We start from the raw sequence: 16,669 nt of genomic DNA, 5'->3' as shown, positions 1-16,669 counted from the left end.
GCGTCTCTCTCGTTAAAAGAAGCCGGAGCGATAAAAGCGGGCTTTTGAAGGCGCAGATCGCCCCCTCAAAGCGCCTCGCCTTATTCATCTTCCAAATAGGTGTAACCGTATAGCCCTGCCTCAAACTCTTGCAGAAACTGTTTTTCCATCAGTGGGCTTAAATGAGCGCCCTTAATCTGTTCGCGGTAGCGCGTCATCAGCGTTTTCGGATCCTGCTGAACGTATTCCAGCATTTCGGCCACGGTATTGCCGTCCTCAGACTGTTGAACCTCAACGGAACCGTCGTTAAACACGAAGACGTCCACCGACGCCGTATCGCCAAACAGGTTGTGCATATTGCCGAGTATTTCCTGATAGGCCCCTACCATGAAAAACCCTAACAGCGGCGGGTTATCGGCATCATAGGGCGGCATCGGCATCGTGGTGGCCATACCGTCACCGTCGATATAGTGGTCAATCGTGCCGTCGGAATCGCAGGTGATATCCAAAAGCACCACGCGGCGTTCAGGATCTTTATCCAGCCCGCTCAGAGGCAGCACGGGGAACAGCTGATCGATGCCCCAGGCGTCCGGCATGGACTGGAACAGAGAAAAGTTAACGTAAAGCTTATCCGCCATCCGCTCGTGCAGCTCATCAATAATGGGTCGATGAGCGCGGTTGCTGGGATCGAGCTGCTGCTGGATCTGATGACAGATGATCAGATACATCTGCTCGGCGTAGGCGCGGTGGGTCAGATCCAGAATGCCGTGCGCATACTGAGTATGGACGTCGTTCAGATCCTGCTGGCTGTCGTGAAGCCATTCGCGCAAAGAGCGGCGGTTTTCCGGCTCCTGCATCTCCATCCAGGTGTCCCACAGGCTGCACAAGGGGCGGGGCGCGTCTTCTTCCGGCTGCTTAGGTACGATAAACTCGTTGCGCTCAACGCCGATCACGTTAGAGACCAGCACCGTATGGTGCGCGGTAACGGCGCGGCCGGATTCGGTTATCACCGTCGGATGAGGCAGCCCGTTTTCGTTACAGGCGTCGCCAATCCCCCAGATAACGTTGTTGGCGTATTCGTTTAAGCCGTAGTTCACCGAGCAGTCGGACTGAGAGCGGGTGCCCTCGTAGTCCACGCCCAGACCGCCGCCAACGTCGAAGCACTGGATATTGACGCCAAGCTTATGCAGCTCAACGTAAAAACGCGCCGATTCGCGAACGCCGGTAGCGATATCGCGAATGTTGGAAAGCTGTGAGCCGAGGTGAAAATGCAGCAGCTGCAGGCTGTCCAAACGGTCTTCTTTGCGCAAGGTTTCCACCAGCGACAGCACCTGAGAGGCAGACAGGCCAAACTTTGACTTGTCGCCGCCGCTGGCCTGCCACTTGCCGGACCCCTGAGAAGCCAGGCGAGCACGCACGCCGAGCCGAGGAACGACGTCAAGGCGCTTGGCCTCTTCCAACACCATCTTTATCTCCGTCATTTTTTCAATGACCAGATAAACTTTATGGCCCAGCTTCTCGCCCATCAGCGCCAGGCGAATGTATTCGCGGTCCTTATAACCGTTGCAGACAATGACCGAACGAGTAAACCCTGCGTGCCCCAGCACCGCCATCAGCTCGGCTTTGGAACCAGCCTCCAGCCCCAGCGGCTCGCCGGACTGAATCAGCGCTTCGATAACCCGGCGATGCTGATTGACCTTAATGGGGTACACCAGAAAATAATTGCCCTCGTAGCCAAACGACTCCCGCGCTCTTTTAAACGCCGCGTTGATTGAACGCAGGCGATGCTGAAGTATTTGAGGAAAGCAAAACAGAGAAGGCAAGCGCTGCCCTTTATCCTGCATTTCTTGAACTAACGTAGCCAGATCTACCCGCCCCTGCGGCGTATCGGGATCCGGACACACGGTGATGTGCCCCCGATCGTTTACGCCGTAGTAGCCGCCGCCCCAGTGGGCTACGTTATAGGTACGCATCATCTTACTCGCCAGCGAGTTTGTCATCACAGCAAAACCTCTTGAGTACCGGGAACGGGCCTAGGCGGTGTTCCCACATCAAAAACAAAAAGTGATTCCCGATCTTATCGCCATTACGGGGTCGGTTTTGGTCAATGGTGCCCTCTTATACCCTAAATAATTCGAGTTGCAGGACAAAACGCCAATAGCGTTTTGAGCAGCGCTTGCGGCGGCCTCGTTAGAGGTGAGGCCCATATAAATGGACCGAATAACGAGTGCAGCCAACGCCCCTGTGGCTTGAAGTATGACGGGTATAAACGCCTAGTTTACTCCATCGGTCAGTACAAGCACGCAATGTATCAAAGAGAAAAGAAAGGCGCTGCGGACCGCCTAAGAATAGACAATTATGACAGGATTTCATATTGTTCTGCGCCCGCAGTTCCAACCTGGATGATTTTAAGAAACATTCTTTAATTACATAAAGTTATATAATTTCATATAAAAAATAACTGGTAATCAGTCCCGTTGAACCTTAGAATAGCCATCCAGAAGTTAATCCGTCTATACTGATTAACCGATGCACGTATCGATGGCTCTTCTCTGGTGTTTACCCTCTGAGCCTTTGCATCGCACCGAATTTAAATCGTTCTAGAGGTAAAAGAAGAAATGGCTCAACACCTGTTTACTTCCGAATCCGTATCTGAAGGTCATCCGGACAAAATTGCTGACCAAATTTCCGACGCCGTGCTCGACGCCATCCTTGAACAGGACCCCAAAGCTCGCGTTGCCTGTGAAACCTATATCAAAACCGGCATGGTGCTGGTCGGTGGTGAAATCACTACTTCTGCCTGGGTTGATATTGAAGAGCTGACCCGCCGCACCGTTTGCGATATTGGCTACACCCACTCTGATATGGGCTTTGATGCCAACTCTTGCGCCGTGCTGAGCGCTATCGGCAAACAGTCTCCAGACATCAATCAGGGCGTTGACCGCAGCGATCCGCTTGAGCAGGGCGCTGGCGATCAGGGCATCATGTTCGGCTATGCGACCAACGAAACCGAAGTGCTGATGCCCGCACCGATCACCTACGCCCACCGCCTGATGGAGCGCCAAGCGCTGGTTCGTAAAAACGGCACGCTGCCGTGGCTGCGCCCGGACGCAAAAAGCCAGGTGACCTTCCAGTACGATAATGGGCAAATTACCGGCATCGACGCCGTCGTTCTGTCTACCCAGCACGCTGAACATATCGACCAGAAAACGCTGCGAGAAGCGGTAATGGAAGAGATCGTCAAGCCGGTACTTCCCGCCGAGTGGCTAACCGGGAACACGAAATACTTCATCAACCCAACCGGGCGCTTCGTCATCGGCGGCCCAATGGGCGACTGCGGCCTGACGGGCCGTAAGATCATCGTCGATACCTACGGCGGCGCGGCTCGCCACGGCGGCGGCGCATTCTCCGGTAAGGATCCGTCTAAGGTTGACCGTTCTGCGGCCTATGCGGCACGCTATGTTGCAAAAAACATCGTTGCCGCCGGCCTGGCTGAGCGCTGCGAAATTCAGGTTTCCTACGCTATCGGCGTCGCTGAGCCGACGTCCATCATGCTGGAGACTTTCGGCACGGAGAAAATTGCTCACGACCGCCTAACCAAGCTGGTTCGCGAACACTTCGACCTGCGTCCGTACGGCCTTATCAAAATGCTGGACCTGATTAAGCCCATCTATAAAGAAACTGCCGCCTACGGCCACTTTGGCCGCGAGCAGTTCCCGTGGGAGAAAACGGATCGCGCCGCAGCACTTCGCGATGCGGCCGGCCTGAAGTAAGCCAGACGTTCTATTATCACAAGGCCTGAAAGGATGCTCCTTCAGGCCTTTTCTATTGTCTGCGCGCCTTCCTGACACTATGCTACCCCAATGAGCACTCTTCGAATTCCAATCGCAACTCAGCAGGCCGTCATGCACAGCCTCAGGCAGGCGCTGGCCAAAGCCAACGCGCATCTGGGCTCCAGTTATCCAGAACCTAAAGTCAGCTATCGCCAGCGGGGAACCACCGCCGGAACGGCCCATCTTTCACAGTGGGAAATTCGGCTAAACGCCGTCCTGCTGACGGAAAACGGGCAGCCCTTCATCGATGACGTCGTTCCCCACGAGCTGGCCCATCTTCTGGTATATCGGCAGTTTGGCCGCGTGTCTCCCCATGGCCCGCAGTGGCGCTGGATGATGGAAGAGGTGCTTGGCGTTCCCGCCGCCAGAACGCACGCCTTTGACGTTGCCTCCGTGCAGGGGGAAACCTTCGAGTATCGGTGCAGCTGTCAGCTCCACCGGTTAACGGTTCGCAGGCACAATAAGATAGTGCGAAAAGAGAGCGAGTACCGCTGTAAAAAGTGCGGCTCGCTGCTAAGGCCGATAGAAGACGACTGACCGAATTGGATGAGTACAGTTGCAACGCGCTCGCCCTAGGCTTAGGCTCTGTCATTTACATGACGTCGTCTTGTTGCCTATTGAATTAATAACCATCAGCGGCAAACTCACTCATCCGATTGATATATACTATTAATGTTTCTGACCTAAAAAGTCGGAAACATGATAAAAATAACGATCTATAGGAAAACCAGAAACGCTATGCGAGCACCCCGCATCTATCATCCACAGCCACTGTCTGTTACTGAATCACTGGCGCTTAGCGACGAGGCGGCCAACCACGTCGGCCGCGTTCTGCGCATGCAGCCGGGCCAGCGCCTTTGCCTGTTTGACGGCAGTAACTACGTCTTTGACGCCGAGATCGTTCAGGCCGACAAAAAGCAGGTCAACGTCCGCATAATCGATTGCCAGCCAGACTCCCACGAGTCGCCGCTCAATCTTCACCTCGGGCAGGTGATTTCGCGCGGCGAAAAAATGGAGTTCACTATTCAGAAGTCCGTGGAGCTTGGCGTGAATGCCATTACGCCGCTGATTTCCGAACGCTGCGGCGTGCGCCTGGAAAAAGAGCGACTGGAAAAGAAGGTCCAGCAATGGCGAAAAATCGTCATCGCCGCCTGCGAACAGTGCGGGCGTAACCGTATTCCGGAAATTTACGACGTTGAAACGCTGGAAAGCTGGTGCGCCCAGCCAGGCGACGGTCTGAAGCTAAACTTACACCCGCGCGCGCGCCAGAGCATCAATACGCTTTCCCAGCCAATCAGCGATATTCGCCTGCTCATCGGCCCCGAAGGCGGCCTGTCTCAGGACGAAATCGACATGACGGCGCGCTACGGCTTTACTGATATTCTACTTGGCCCTCGGGTTTTGCGTACGGAAACTGCCGCGCTGACCGCGATTGCCGCACTACAGGTTCGCTTCGGCGATCTGGGTTAACGGAGATAAACATGATCAAACTCGGTATCGTGATGGATCCTATTTCTTCCATCAACATCAAGAAAGATTCAAGCTTCGCCATGCTGCAAGAGGCCCAAAAGCGCGGCTGGGAACTGCACTATATGGAGATGAACGATCTCTATCTGCAAACGGGTGAAGCCCGTGCCCGAACCCGCCTGCTTCACGTTCAGTACGACTACGACAGCTGGTTTGATTTTAAAAGTGAACAGGACATCGCGCTGGACTCTCTTGACGTCATCCTGATGCGTAAAGATCCGCCGTTCGATACCGAGTTTATCTACGCGACCTATATCCTTGAGCGCGCGGAGGCGAAAGGCACGCTTATCGTCAACAAGCCTCAGAGCCTGCGCGACTGTAACGAGAAGCTGTTCACCGCCTGGTTCCCAGAGGTAACGCCTTCGACGCTGGTGACCCGCAGCAAGGACCTCATCCGTCAGTTTTACGACCAGCACGGCGACATTATCTTAAAACCGCTGGACGGCATGGGCGGCTCTTCCATTTTCCGCGTCAAGCAGGACGACCCCAACCTGTCGGTCATCATTGAGACCTTGACCAACCTGGGCAGCCAATACTGCATGGCGCAAAACTTCCTTCCGCAAATCGTCGACGGCGACAAGCGAGTGCTGGTTGTCGACGGCGAGCCGGTACCCTACTGCCTGGCCCGCATTCCGAAACAGGGAGAAACGCGCGGCAACCTGGCGGCCGGCGGCCGCGGTGAGGCAAGGCCTTTAAGCGAGAGCGACTGGCGGATAGCCCGCAGCGTCGCGCCGGTGCTTAAAGAGAAAGGGCTTATCTTTGTCGGGCTCGATATCATCGGCGACAGGTTGACGGAAATCAACGTCACCAGCCCTACCTGCATTCGCGAAATCGAAGCCGCATTCCCGGACGTCTCCATCACGGGCATGCTGATGGATGCCATCGAACGCCGCATTGCTTCATAAACGCTTGGCCTTTTCGGTATAGACCCTTGGCGAAAGGCCCATCGCCGTCGTAAAATACGCCACTTGGGATAACGGCCAGTTATCCCATTCTCTTTTTAACGGTTATGCCATGAACTTACAGCATCATTTTCTTATCGCCATGCCCGGGCTGGAAGACCCCCGCTTCGCTCACTCGGTTGTTTACATCTGTGAACACAACCGAAACGGCGCCATGGGGTTAGTTATCAATAAGCCGCTCGGCAAGCTTACCGTTCAGGAAGTGCTCTCTCGGTTAGACATCGATCCGGTTCCCAAGGTCTCGATGACGCATCTGGACAGCCCCGTGCTGGACGGAGGGCCTCTGGCGGACGATCGCGGCTTTATATTGCATACCCCGAAGCTTGGATTCGCTTCAAGCATTCAGATCTGCGACGACGTGATGATCACCTCGTCAAAAGACGTCCTTGAAACGCTGGGAACTGCCTCTCAACCGCTGGAAACGCTGGTTGCTCTGGGCTATTCCGGATGGGAGGGAGGTCAGTTAGAAAAAGAGCTTTTGGAAAACAGCTGGCTGACCGTTGAGGCCGACAGCCAGATCCTGTTTCGTACCCCAATCAGCCAGCGTTGGCAAACGGCGGCCAAAAAGCTTGGCGTCAATATCCACACCATCGCCACCCAGGCAGGGCACGCCTGATGGCCAGCCGCACCGTTATCGCATTTGACTTCGGAACCCGGAGCATCGGCGCCGCCATCGGTCAGGAAGTGACGGGGACGGCGCGCCCGCTGGCGTCATTTAAGGCAAAGGACGGCACGCCTGACTGGCAACCGATTGAAAAGATGCTCAAGGAGTGGCAGCCGGATCTGGTCGTCGTCGGCCTGCCGCTAAACATGGACGGAACGGAACAGCCCGTTACCGCACAGGCGAAAAAATTCGCAAACCGCCTGCACGGTCGATTCGGCGTACAGGTCGTTCTGCACGACGAGCGGCTGTCTACCGTAGAGGCCAAATCAGGCCTGTTCGACAGGGGTGGATATCGTGCGCTGGATAAGGGCAGCGTAGACGCCGCTTCCGCGGTCGTTATTCTGGAAAGCTGGTTCGAACAAAACCCGTCATGACGGCCAGCGGCTTAACGCACATTGGCCGCCGACTGACGGTCGGTATTACTTAAGCAGCCCGTCCAGCGTATTTCGCCAATCGATGCTCATCTTAATATTGCAGGCCTGAGTCGCCGAATAGTAAACCGTATACCCTTGGCGATTCGAGGTTCCCTTATATTCAGGAACGTCGCCGCAGCCGGTAATAGTGTACTGCGTGTTAGGCAGCGGAATGGTGTTCCCGCTTCCCAACAGAGCAAAATATTTACCGTATTCGCCCTGCCCTACCTTCTCCACCAGCACGTAGTCGTTCGCGCCAAGCTGAGTTTTGCTGACGATCTTCGCCGCGCGCCCCTGCTCGTCCGTTACGCCAAACAGCGGATTTTTAAAGGCGGGGTCGGTTTCGCCCTCTTTAATCACTACCAGATAAAACGGCGTCTTGGGCATTGCCTGCTGGGTTTTCGGATCCAATAGCCCAACGGTGATTTCAAAGGTACCCTCAGAGCCGTAGGTCGGCAGCTGATGAGTGTAGTACCAGTAACCGCCCGCGCCGGCAGCGGCCAGAACGATTAATAATAGGATGCTTTTAAGCGCTTTCACGGCCTTTGTTTCCTTCTGTTTTCAGTCATTAACGAGGCGTTAGCCGCTAATCATACCTGCTGCTCTCAGTCTCGTCATGCATTGTTCCATCGTCTGCATACCGAAGGCGGATCCGGTTTGCATCTGCGTGCCTATCTGGTGGCATTTTTCTTCACGAATAAGGTTCGCGACGGCGGGCGTGTTAACCAACACCTCATAGGCGGCAACCCTTCCCCCTTCGCGCCCCGGCAACAGGCGCTGGCAGGCGACGACCTTCAGCGCATTGGCCAACTGAAAGCTGACGAACCGCTTATCGCCGGCGGGAAACGCGTCCACAATGCGTTCTACCGCCATGGCCGCCGAACGCGTATGCAGCGTCGCCAACACCAGATGGCCTGTTTCAGCCGCCGTCAGCGCCAGCTTTAGGGTAGCGACGTCCCTAAGCTCGCCCAGCAAAATGACGTCCGGGTCCTGTCTGAGCGCTGCCAGCAGGCCGGAAGAGAAGTCCTGCGCGTGTACGCCGATTTCCCTTTGCTGAACGAGGCTTTGTTCCGAGCGATGGATAAACTCTATCGGATCCTCAAGAGTTATCACATGCCGCGCCTGGTTCTTGTTCATTTCGCCAATCAGGGCCGCCAAAGTGGTGGACTTCCCGCTGCCGGTTGCGCCGCAAACAATAATCAAGCCGTCTCGTTCGGTCACTGCCGAAGCCAACGCGGGCGGAACGCCCAGCTGGCCAAGCGTGGGCGTACGGTCGTTCACGATGCGTAAAGCCGCCGATACGCCCGTAAATTGCAGAAACAGGTTGGCCCGCAGCCGCACGCCCTCGACGCTCAGCGCGACGTCCAGCTGTCGGTCGCACCAGAAACGCCGCTGCTGCTCGGCGTTTAGCAGCGCCATCAGCGCCGAAGAAAGCGCCTCCGGCTCCAGAGGTTCTTCCTCCAACACGCGTAAATCCCCATTCACGCGCGCTACGGGCAAATGCCCGGCGCAAAGGTGCAGATCGGACGCGTTTTGCTTTACACTATGGTCTAACAGTTGGTAAATATTCATCATTGATTCTCTAAGCAAACCCATGACTACTATCAGCGAAAACCTTGAAAGCGTAAGGCAAAGAATCACTCAGTGTGCGCAAGAATGCGGGCGAGATCCAAAAGAAGTTCAGCTTCTTGCCGTCAGTAAAACCAAACCCGTGAGCGCGATTCAAGAAGCGATTGACGCCGGGCAAACGCGCTTTGGCGAAAACTACGTGCAGGAAGGCGTAGAAAAAATCCAGCACTTTGCCGGAACGCCCTATGGAGACGCTCTTGAATGGCACTTCATCGGGCCTTTACAGTCCAACAAAACCCGTTCAGTAGCGGAACATTTCCATTGGATGCACACCCTCGATCGGGAGAAAACCGCTCGTCGCCTGAATGAACAGCGCCCGGAAAGCATGGCGCCGCTCAACATTCTGATTCAAATCAACATTAGCGATGAACAAAGCAAGTCTGGCATTTCCCTCGCCGAACTGCCGGAACTGGCGGCGCAAATCCAGGCGCTTCCTCGACTCAGGCTGCGCGGGCTTATGACTATTCCTGCGGTAGAAACCTCCCCAGAACGTCAGCTGGCTACGTTTAAACTCATGACCGACGCGTTTAATCAGCTACGAAAAAGCTACCCTCAGGTGGATACGCTATCAATGGGGATGAGCGACGACATGACGGCGGCTATCCGCGCGGGCAGCACCATGGTGCGCATCGGAACGGCCGTCTTCGGCGCTCGCGACTATCGCTAACGACCTTATTTTTATATTCAAACTACGCGGGGTTAACTATGCAACATCGTCACATCGCCTTTATCGGCGCAGGAAATATGGCAAAGGCGATTATCACCGGCCTGGTTAAAAACGGCTATCCCGCCCACCTTATTACCGCCGCTTCGCCGTCCATGAAGCAGGATGGGCCGCTGCACGCCGACTTCGGCATCAACTGTAGCAACGATAATCTGGCCAGCGCTCGTCAGGCAGAGGTTATCGTTTTGGCCGTCAAGCCGCAGATGATGGCCGACGTGTGCGAACCGCTAAAGCAGCTGGATCTGAGCAACAAGCTTATTTTGTCTATCGCCGCAGGCGTCAGCGTCGAACGCTTTCGCCAGCTGCTGGGAGACGTCAACATCGTGCGCATCATGCCCAATACGCCGTCTCTGATTGGCCTCGGCATGAGCGGACTATTCGCGCCGGCGCGGGTTCGCGGTGAAGACAGAGAATATACTGAAGGGCTGATGAAGGCCGTCGGCGAGGTCTGCTGGGTCGATGACGAAGAGGGAATCAACGGTGTTATCGCCGCAGCGGGAAGCGCGCCGGCCTACTTTTTCCTGTTTATGGAAGCTATGCAGCAAGAAAGCGAGCGGCTTGGGTTTTCTCCACAGACTGCTCGCCTACTGGTTCAACAGGCGGCGCTCGGCGCAGCGCATATGGTTGCCGAAAATCCACGGTTGGATATAGCCACCCTTCGCCAGCAGGTCACGTCTAAGGGCGGAACGACTGCCGAAGCGCTGCGAGTGTTTAATGAAAGCGGGCTGTCGGATACCGTCGCCAGAGCGATGCAGGCGGCCATTGCGCGTGCGGTGGAAATGGAAAAGTCGCTTTAGGCATCCGCTTGGGGAGCAACTGCCATTTTTCCCCATTTTACTATATGCTGAACGGAAGTTTCTTAACGCCTTCGCACGAGTAATAAACAAGGGCTATACATGCAATTTTTATCGTTTGTTATTTTTACCGTCCTCGACCTCTACGTTTCCGTACTGCTGCTTCGGGTATGGATGCAGTGGGCGAGAGCCGACTTCTATAACCCTTTCTCTCAGTTTGTCGTCAAAATCACTCAGCCGGTAATCGGCCCTCTGCGCCGTATTATTCCGTCGATTGGGCCAATAGATACCGCTTCGGTTCTGTTCGCCTATCTGCTGATTTTGGTGAAATATGTGGCCGGACTGTGGCTTCTTAACGGCGTGGTGCTGTTTTTCCCGATTTACCTGCCGCTGTCTCTGCTGGAGCTTCTGACCGCCGCCGGGAAACTGGTATTTTGGATTGTCATTATCCGCGCGCTGATGAGCTGGATAAGCCAGGGGCGTAATCCGGTCGATCAGCTGTTAATTCAGCTAACTGAACCCCTGCTCTACCCCATCCGCCGCCTGCTGCCGTCGATGGGCGGGATCGACCTGTCGCCGATGATCCTGATGCTTATTCTGTTCGCCCTGAACTATCTCAAAGCGGACATTTTGGCCCTTATACTGTCGTGAGCGCGGTAGAACAACAGCCCGGAGCCATCGTGCTCCGGCTTTATATTCAGCCGAAGGCCAGCCGCGATCAGATAGTCGGCCTGCACGGCGAAGAGCTAAAGGTCGCCATCACCGCGCCGCCGGTCGACGGCCAGGCAAACGCCCACCTCATCAAGTTTCTCGCCAAGCAGTTTCGCGTGCCGAAGGGTGCGGTTGAGATCGAAAAAGGAGACTTGGGGCGCCATAAGCAGGTGAGGATTTGCGAGCCGCAGCAGATACCGGAAGAAGTTGCCCTTCTGTTAGACCAAACGGCCTGATAAATCAGGCCGTTGAACAACAGGGCGGCCGTTCGCTTTCGTGCGCCCCTAGCTTAATACCCTCGTTGTCTTCAACAAATCGCACTGATAGTCCTGAATATCTCCGGTATAGCCGGGATTAAGCGCCAAAATATCCAAACGGTTCGCCATCAGTAAGTACATTGGCCGATTATCAATATCGTTATACGCCACCAGCGCAATACCGTACTTGTCCATATTGCCAGCGGCGTCAGGTAGCTCCTTCGCCACCCGGCGAAACAGGCTCATTTCGCGAAACTGCGTTTCGGTTAGCGTTCTGGCCAGATAGTGGCGTCCGTTAATGCCGTATTCGACCGGAGACCAGCGCTCGCTAAAACGCCCCATCTGACTGTCCAGCTGCGCTTTAATCTCAGGCTTGATGCAGGCAATGTGAATATGCAGTTGCTCCTGGCTGCGCGCATAGGCAGAGTTGACCGTCAGTGAAACCATATTGCGCGCCACAGGCCGATCGGAAGCCTGAGCGAGATAGCCTCGTGACTGCCAGGCCTTAAGGAAATAGTCAGTGGTATCCGGCTGCTGCAAAATCGAATTTTCAATCCCTTCGATTTTTGCCGTCGGAATTAACAAAAAATGCAAAGGGCCATTACGATCTTTAAAAACGGCATATCCTCGCCGTTCGTCCGGCATCAATACAACGCTCACGCAGGATACGTTAGGGCGCTGATGCACTTTGGTCAAAGGGATGCATTCTTGGCTTACAATATTCCAAAGCTCGTCAGAATGCGCGTAACGCCATCCCCAAAGCGTGACCAACGAGATAACGGCAAAACTCAGCGACATCCCCCCCCAAACGAGCCATTTGAACCGAGTTCTTCTCTTTTTAATCATAGTGCCTTACCACTCAGCCCATACATTTATTGTCTTATTATAACACATATGTAACATTTCATTTTAATATACAAGCAGATATTTCCGCTAAAAGCAGAGGTATTCGCTTATAAAATCTTCCGCCCCCCGAGGCGGTTTAAGGTATGCTATAGCGCGAAAAAATGCAGTGGCGCGCGCGCCGCATTAAGCGGCGGTTAAATCGCCCAATCTATCCTTCATCGACTACCACAGGTGAATCTCTCATGCAGAAAGTTGTTCTTGCGACCGGAAATCCCGGTAAAGTCCGTGAACTGGCTAACCTTTTGGGCGACTTTGGCTTTGAAGTCGTCGCCCAAACCTCCCTCGGTGTAGATTCCGCTGAAGAGACCGGATTAACCTTCATCGAGAACGCAATCATTAAGGCGCGGCACGCGGCCCAGATCACCGGCCTTCCTGCTATTGCCGACGATTCTGGCATTGCGGTTGACGCCATCGGCGGTGCGCCAGGTATTTACTCAGCGCGCTATGCGGGCGTCGATGCGAGCGACGAGGAAAATCTCAACAAGCTGCTGGAGACGCTTAAAGACGTTCCGGAAGGCCAGCGTCAGGCGCAGTTCCACTGCGTGTTGGTCTATATGCGCCACGCGCAGGATCCTATCCCGCTGGTCTTTCACGCCAGCTGGCCCGGCGAGGTTCTGTTTAGCCCGGCGGGGGAAGGCGGCTTTGGCTACGACCCTATTTTTTACGTTCCGGAACTGGGCTGCACGGCCGCCGAGCTGAGCCGCGAACATAAAAGCCAGATCTCTCACCGCGGTCAGGCGCTGAACATGCTGCTGGACGCCCTGCGCAATGCTTAATTTGCCGCCGCTAAGCCTCTATATTCACATTCCCTGGTGCGTGCAGAAGTGTCCCTACTGCGACTTCAACTCCCACGCGCTTAAGGAAGAAGTGCCCCACGAGGCCTATGTCTCCCACCTGTTGGCAGATCTCGACCAATCGCTGCGGCTCGCGCCACAAAGGCCCGTCAGCTCAATTTTTATCGGCGGCGGCACGCCGAGCCTGCTGAGCGCCGAAGCGATGCACAGCCTGATGGACGGCGTTCGCCAGAGGCTTTGCCTTCTGCCCGGCGCCGAAGTCACCATGGAAGCAAACCCCGGCACCGTTGAAGCCGCCCGCTTTGAGGCCTATCAGGCGGCGGGAATTAACCGCATCTCTATCGGCGTACAAAGCTTTAGCGCAGAGAAGCTGCAAAGGCTAGGGCGGATCCACGGTCCGCAGGAAGCGAAAGAGGCGGCTCGTCTGGCCAAGAGGCTGGGGCTTTTAAGCTTTAATCTGGATCTGATGCACGGCCTGCCTAACCAAACGCCGCAGCAGGCGCTGGACGATCTGCGGCAGGCCGTTGAACTTGAGCCGCCGCACCTGTCGTGGTATCAGCTAACGATTGAACCTAATACCCTGTTTGGCTCTCGCCCGCCGGTGCTTCCGGACGACGACGCGCTGTGGGATATCTATCAGCAGGGGCATGAGCTGCTTTGTGCTGCAGGCTACGTGCAGTATGAAACGTCCGCTTACGCAAAGCCCGGCTACCGCTGCCACCATAATCTGAACTACTGGCGCTTCGGTGACTATCTGGGTATTGGCTGCGGCGCACATGGAAAAGTCAGCCTGAGCGATGGGCGCATCGTCAGAACGGTGAAAACTCGCCACCCTCGCGGCTACATGGAGGGGCGATACCTTGACGGACAGAACGACGTTGAGCCGCAGGATCGCCCCTTTGAGTTCTTCATGAACCGCTTCCGGCTGCTGGAACCCTGCCCGCGCGAACAGTTTGGTCAGCTAACCGGACTATCGGAAAGCATCATACGACCCAATATCGATCGGGCGCTGGAGGCGGGCTACATTACGGAATCAGACACCGAATGGCAGGTGACGGAGAAAGGAAAGTTGTTTCTAAATTCGCTGCTGGAGCTGTTTCTATAAACGTAAAGACCGGGCCGTTTTTAAAACGCCCGGCCTTTAGCAAGAAAACTTACTGCGGAAGCGCCTTAATTAGCGCTGCTCGCTGACTGTCCAACGAACTCAGGCGAGAACAGGCGTCTTTGCCAAACTGCTCAAAGTCCTTCTCCTGCTTTTTCCACTCGTCTTTAATTTCCTGCTGAACGCCGCCTAAGCTGCCCAGCACCGCCTGTAGCGGATTGCCTGACTTACCGCCCTTGGCAACTGCCTGAACGCCCAGCTCGTTAATGCTGTCCTGCAAAACGCCGCCCAGAGCGCTTTGTACAACGGTACGGCTGTTAGACTCCACCTGACCAAGCGCCTGATGGTGGAACGCAAAGCCGTCCTTACGGGGCTCCAGCACCTTCTCCATCTCTTTAGTTAAATCGGCGGTCAAGGTCGTGAGGCGGTTACGTACGTTGCTTTCTTTTCCCAGTTGCTTAACGATAATGCCGTCCAGCGCGTTTTGGGCAACGGCCAGACGGGAACGGACGCCGTCGTTAATATAGGGGAAATCGGTGCGGATCCCCTTTTGCAGCGCAACGGCCTGATTTCGCGCAGCGTCAGACAGCGAAAGCTGCTGCCCGTTTCTCGTCACGCTGCCGCTTTTATCAATCACCAGATTTCCGCTGGCGCCGACGATCTCTACCGTTTGCGCACTGATGATAATGTCATCTTGCGGCTGGGCCGGGCACGTGTAGGCCGCCTGCGCCTGAGCGGCGGCTAACAGCAGCAGCGCCGCGCCGGTTTTTCGTAACATAGTCATTCCTCAACGTTCTTGTCTGCAGTCAATGCGCCGACTCGGACCAGTGGCCTGTCGCGCTAGTAGGCTGTGTCCCGCAATTGTCCGCGGTGGCGACGCTGAGCCAAAAACACGTAATCAAGGCGGAGCGCGCAGGGCATAGTGGGCCTATGCCCAAGTGCGACAACGCAGAGTACGTGTTTTTAGCACGCGTCCCGAAGGGCTGGGGCCATTTTTACGCAGCACTGCGTTACTCGCGGCTTATTTGGCCCGCCAAACCTCGCCACTCGCGCCTTGTTCTGCGTAAAAATGACCGCCAACGCCATCCGTGTACAATTGCGGGACACAGCCTTTTGCCTGAAAATAACACGCCCGGTAAAGAACCGGGCGAAATTTACATAACATTAACCGAAGGCGAAGCGCGGCTTATTCTACGTCAAAGTAGTTGATGTCCATCAGTTCGCCTACGCGAACGTCCAGCATGCCTTTGTCTTCCAGCCAGTTGCTGACCAGACCGCGATGCTCTTCGGTGCACTTGCCGATCTTCTGCAGGCAAACCAGCCCTTCCCACTGCAGATAGCCGCCGCCTTCAAACGACAGGTCGTGCGCTTCAAATACGTCCTGAATGAACTGGTCGATAGTAGCGTCAACCTGCTCGATAGCCGTTCCTTCAGGAAACGACCAGGTAACGATAAAGCCAATTTCCTGAAACTCGTCGATACGCATTTTTTTACGCAAACGGCGACTACGCTGATATCCCATTATTCAATCCTCTCAAACATCAAATCCCATACGCCGTGACCTAAACGCTGCCCGCGAAGCTCAAACTTCGTCAGTGGGCGAGAATCCGGACGCGGCACATACGTACCGTCTACTGACAGATTTCGATAGGCCGGAAGCGCGTTCATCACTTCCAGCATGTGTTCTGCATAGTTTTCCCAGTCGGTGGCCATGTGGAAAACGCCCCCAACCTTCAGCTTTTTCAAAATCGCCATCGCGAACGGCGTTTGCAAAATGCGCCGCTTATGGTGCCTGGCCTTGTGCCACGGGTCAGGGAAAAACAGCAACACCCGGCTTAACGACGCGTCTGGGATCATTTTCTCCAGCACTTCGACCGCATCGTGACACATTACCCGCAGATTAGAAAGCTCGGCCTCATGCGCTGCCGACAGACAGGCTCCGACGCCCGGACTGTGAACCTCGATGCCGAGAAAGTTCTGCTCCGGGCTTTCCTGCGCCATTTTAACCAGCGACATGCCCATGCCGAAGCCGATCTCCAGCGTTACGGGCGCCTCGCGCCCAAACAGCGCGGTGAAGTCCAGCGCCTGAGGTTCGAATTCAACCCCCATCGTCGGCCAGTAGTTGTCCAGCGCGAACTGCTGTCCCTTCGTCAACCGCCCCTGGCGGCGCACAAAGCTGCGAATACGGCGAATGGCGCGACCGTCTTCATTAAACTCGGGAGAAATTACGTCATTAATCATAAAAAGCTCTGTTTACGCGGACGGCATGAGCCGTCCGCACATTATTCACGGAGATAAAGCATTCCAGCGCATGATAGCAAATTCTCTCACCGGCCAAAACGTCGAACGGTAAAAAGCACCTTTCGCTTATCGC

At 55.3% G+C, this 16,669-nt stretch carries 19 protein-coding genes; 12 read left to right on the top strand and 7 right to left on the bottom strand.

All coding sequences use genetic code 11. From position 1 onward, the window contains the following. Positions 1–80 precede the first annotated feature (80 nt). A complete protein-coding gene (gene speA / locus V8L73_RS03025) occupies positions 81–1,979 on the bottom strand; it encodes a biosynthetic arginine decarboxylase (protein ID WP_027275249.1) in 1,899 nt (632 codons plus the stop codon). Between the two features lie 618 nt (positions 1,980–2,597). Here speA and metK point away from each other — a divergent pair. The 6 genes from metK to ruvX all read left to right on the top strand — a co-directional run bounded on the left by metK (position 2,598) and on the right by ruvX (position 7,339). After that, positions 2,598–3,752 (top strand): methionine adenosyltransferase, encoded by a 1,155-nt coding sequence (gene metK / locus V8L73_RS03020; protein WP_027275250.1) that lies wholly within the window; start codon positions 2,598–2,600, stop codon positions 3,750–3,752. A gap of 90 nt (positions 3,753–3,842) precedes the next feature. Then, the gene (locus tag V8L73_RS03015; RefSeq protein WP_027275251.1) at positions 3,843–4,349 is read left to right on the top strand and encodes a SprT family zinc-dependent metalloprotease; all 507 of its coding nucleotides are present in this window, start codon (positions 3,843–3,845) and stop codon (positions 4,347–4,349) included. A 201-nt stretch (positions 4,350–4,550) separates the two neighbouring features. Further along, positions 4,551–5,282 carry a 16S rRNA (uracil(1498)-N(3))-methyltransferase gene (gene rsmE, locus V8L73_RS03010; protein ID WP_347254083.1) on the top strand — a complete coding sequence of 244 codons (732 nt, stop codon included), beginning with the start codon at positions 4,551–4,553 and terminating at the stop codon, positions 5,280–5,282. Between the two features lie 11 nt (positions 5,283–5,293). Next, entirely contained in the window at positions 5,294–6,244 is a 951-nt protein-coding gene (gene gshB / locus V8L73_RS03005; protein ID WP_347254082.1) for a glutathione synthase, read from the top strand. A gap of 109 nt (positions 6,245–6,353) precedes the next feature. Continuing rightward, the gene (locus V8L73_RS03000) at positions 6,354–6,917 is read left to right on the top strand and encodes a YqgE/AlgH family protein (RefSeq protein ID WP_261832607.1); all 564 of its coding nucleotides are present in this window, start codon (positions 6,354–6,356) and stop codon (positions 6,915–6,917) included. Continuing rightward, positions 6,917–7,339, top strand: coding sequence for a Holliday junction resolvase RuvX (gene ruvX, locus V8L73_RS02995; RefSeq protein WP_027275255.1), 423 nt, complete (start codon positions 6,917–6,919; stop codon positions 7,337–7,339). Before V8L73_RS03000 ends, ruvX begins: the two co-directional genes overlap by 1 nt. A 45-nt stretch (positions 7,340–7,384) precedes the next feature. On the opposite strand, the gene V8L73_RS02990 is transcribed toward ruvX, so the two are convergent. Beyond that, positions 7,385–7,918 carry a hypothetical protein gene (locus V8L73_RS02990; RefSeq protein ID WP_027275256.1) on the bottom strand — a complete coding sequence of 178 codons (534 nt, stop codon included), beginning with the start codon at positions 7,916–7,918 and terminating at the stop codon, positions 7,385–7,387. A 39-nt stretch (positions 7,919–7,957) separates the two neighbouring features. Next, a complete protein-coding gene (locus V8L73_RS02985) occupies positions 7,958–8,950 on the bottom strand; it encodes a type IV pilus twitching motility protein PilT (RefSeq protein WP_027275257.1) in 993 nt (330 codons plus the stop codon). A 22-nt stretch (positions 8,951–8,972) separates the two neighbouring features. Here V8L73_RS02985 and V8L73_RS02980 point away from each other — a divergent pair, with 22 nt between their 5' ends. The 4 genes from V8L73_RS02980 to yggU all read left to right on the top strand — a co-directional run bounded on the left by V8L73_RS02980 (position 8,973) and on the right by yggU (position 11,472). After that, entirely contained in the window at positions 8,973–9,674 is a 702-nt protein-coding gene (locus V8L73_RS02980) for a YggS family pyridoxal phosphate-dependent enzyme (protein WP_347254081.1), read from the top strand. Between the two features lie 38 nt (positions 9,675–9,712). Further along, positions 9,713–10,528: a pyrroline-5-carboxylate reductase gene (gene proC / locus V8L73_RS02975; RefSeq protein ID WP_347254080.1), complete on the top strand. Its 816-nt coding sequence runs from the start codon at positions 9,713–9,715 to the stop codon at positions 10,526–10,528. Positions 10,529–10,627: 99 nt separating this feature from the next. Continuing rightward, positions 10,628–11,176, top strand: coding sequence for a YggT family protein (locus tag V8L73_RS02970; RefSeq protein ID WP_027275260.1), 549 nt, complete (start codon positions 10,628–10,630; stop codon positions 11,174–11,176). Beyond that, on the top strand, positions 11,173–11,472 hold the full coding sequence (gene yggU, locus V8L73_RS02965) for a DUF167 family protein YggU (RefSeq protein WP_027275261.1): 300 nt from the start codon (positions 11,173–11,175) through the stop codon (positions 11,470–11,472). The genes V8L73_RS02970 and yggU overlap by 4 nt, the downstream gene beginning before the upstream one ends. Before the next feature lie 48 nt (positions 11,473–11,520). Here the strand turns inward: yggU and V8L73_RS02960 are convergent, their stop codons facing one another. After that, on the bottom strand, positions 11,521–12,291 hold the full coding sequence (locus V8L73_RS02960) for a CDP-diacylglycerol diphosphatase (RefSeq protein WP_261832610.1): 771 nt from the start codon (positions 12,289–12,291) through the stop codon (positions 11,521–11,523). Positions 12,292–12,581: 290 nt separating this feature from the next. Between V8L73_RS02960 and rdgB the strand changes: the two genes are divergently transcribed. Then, positions 12,582–13,175, top strand: a complete 594-nt coding sequence (gene rdgB, locus V8L73_RS02955) for an RdgB/HAM1 family non-canonical purine NTP pyrophosphatase (RefSeq protein WP_347254079.1) — start codon at positions 12,582–12,584, stop codon at positions 13,173–13,175. Then, the gene (hemW, locus tag V8L73_RS02950; protein WP_347254078.1) at positions 13,168–14,298 is read left to right on the top strand and encodes a radical SAM family heme chaperone HemW; all 1,131 of its coding nucleotides are present in this window, start codon (positions 13,168–13,170) and stop codon (positions 14,296–14,298) included. The genes rdgB and hemW overlap by 8 nt, the downstream gene beginning before the upstream one ends. Before the next feature lie 49 nt (positions 14,299–14,347). On the opposite strand, the gene V8L73_RS02945 is transcribed toward hemW, so the two are convergent. The 3 genes from V8L73_RS02945 to trmB form a co-directional block, all read right to left on the bottom strand. After that, a complete protein-coding gene (locus V8L73_RS02945) occupies positions 14,348–15,073 on the bottom strand; it encodes a DUF2884 family protein (protein WP_027275265.1) in 726 nt (241 codons plus the stop codon). A 408-nt stretch (positions 15,074–15,481) separates the two neighbouring features. Further along, entirely contained in the window at positions 15,482–15,817 is a 336-nt protein-coding gene (locus V8L73_RS02940) for a YggL family protein (RefSeq protein WP_027275266.1), read from the bottom strand. Continuing rightward, the gene (gene trmB, locus V8L73_RS02935; RefSeq protein WP_027275267.1) at positions 15,817–16,536 is read right to left on the bottom strand and encodes a tRNA (guanosine(46)-N7)-methyltransferase TrmB; all 720 of its coding nucleotides are present in this window, start codon (positions 16,534–16,536) and stop codon (positions 15,817–15,819) included. The genes V8L73_RS02940 and trmB overlap by 1 nt, the downstream gene beginning before the upstream one ends. Positions 16,537–16,669: the final 133 nt, after the last annotated feature.

The sequence above is a fragment of the Leminorella grimontii genome, from assembly GCF_039789245.1.
GTDB lineage: Bacteria > Pseudomonadota > Gammaproteobacteria > Enterobacterales > Enterobacteriaceae > Leminorella > Leminorella grimontii.
This window is presented reverse-complemented; position numbering and strand designations above follow the sequence as displayed.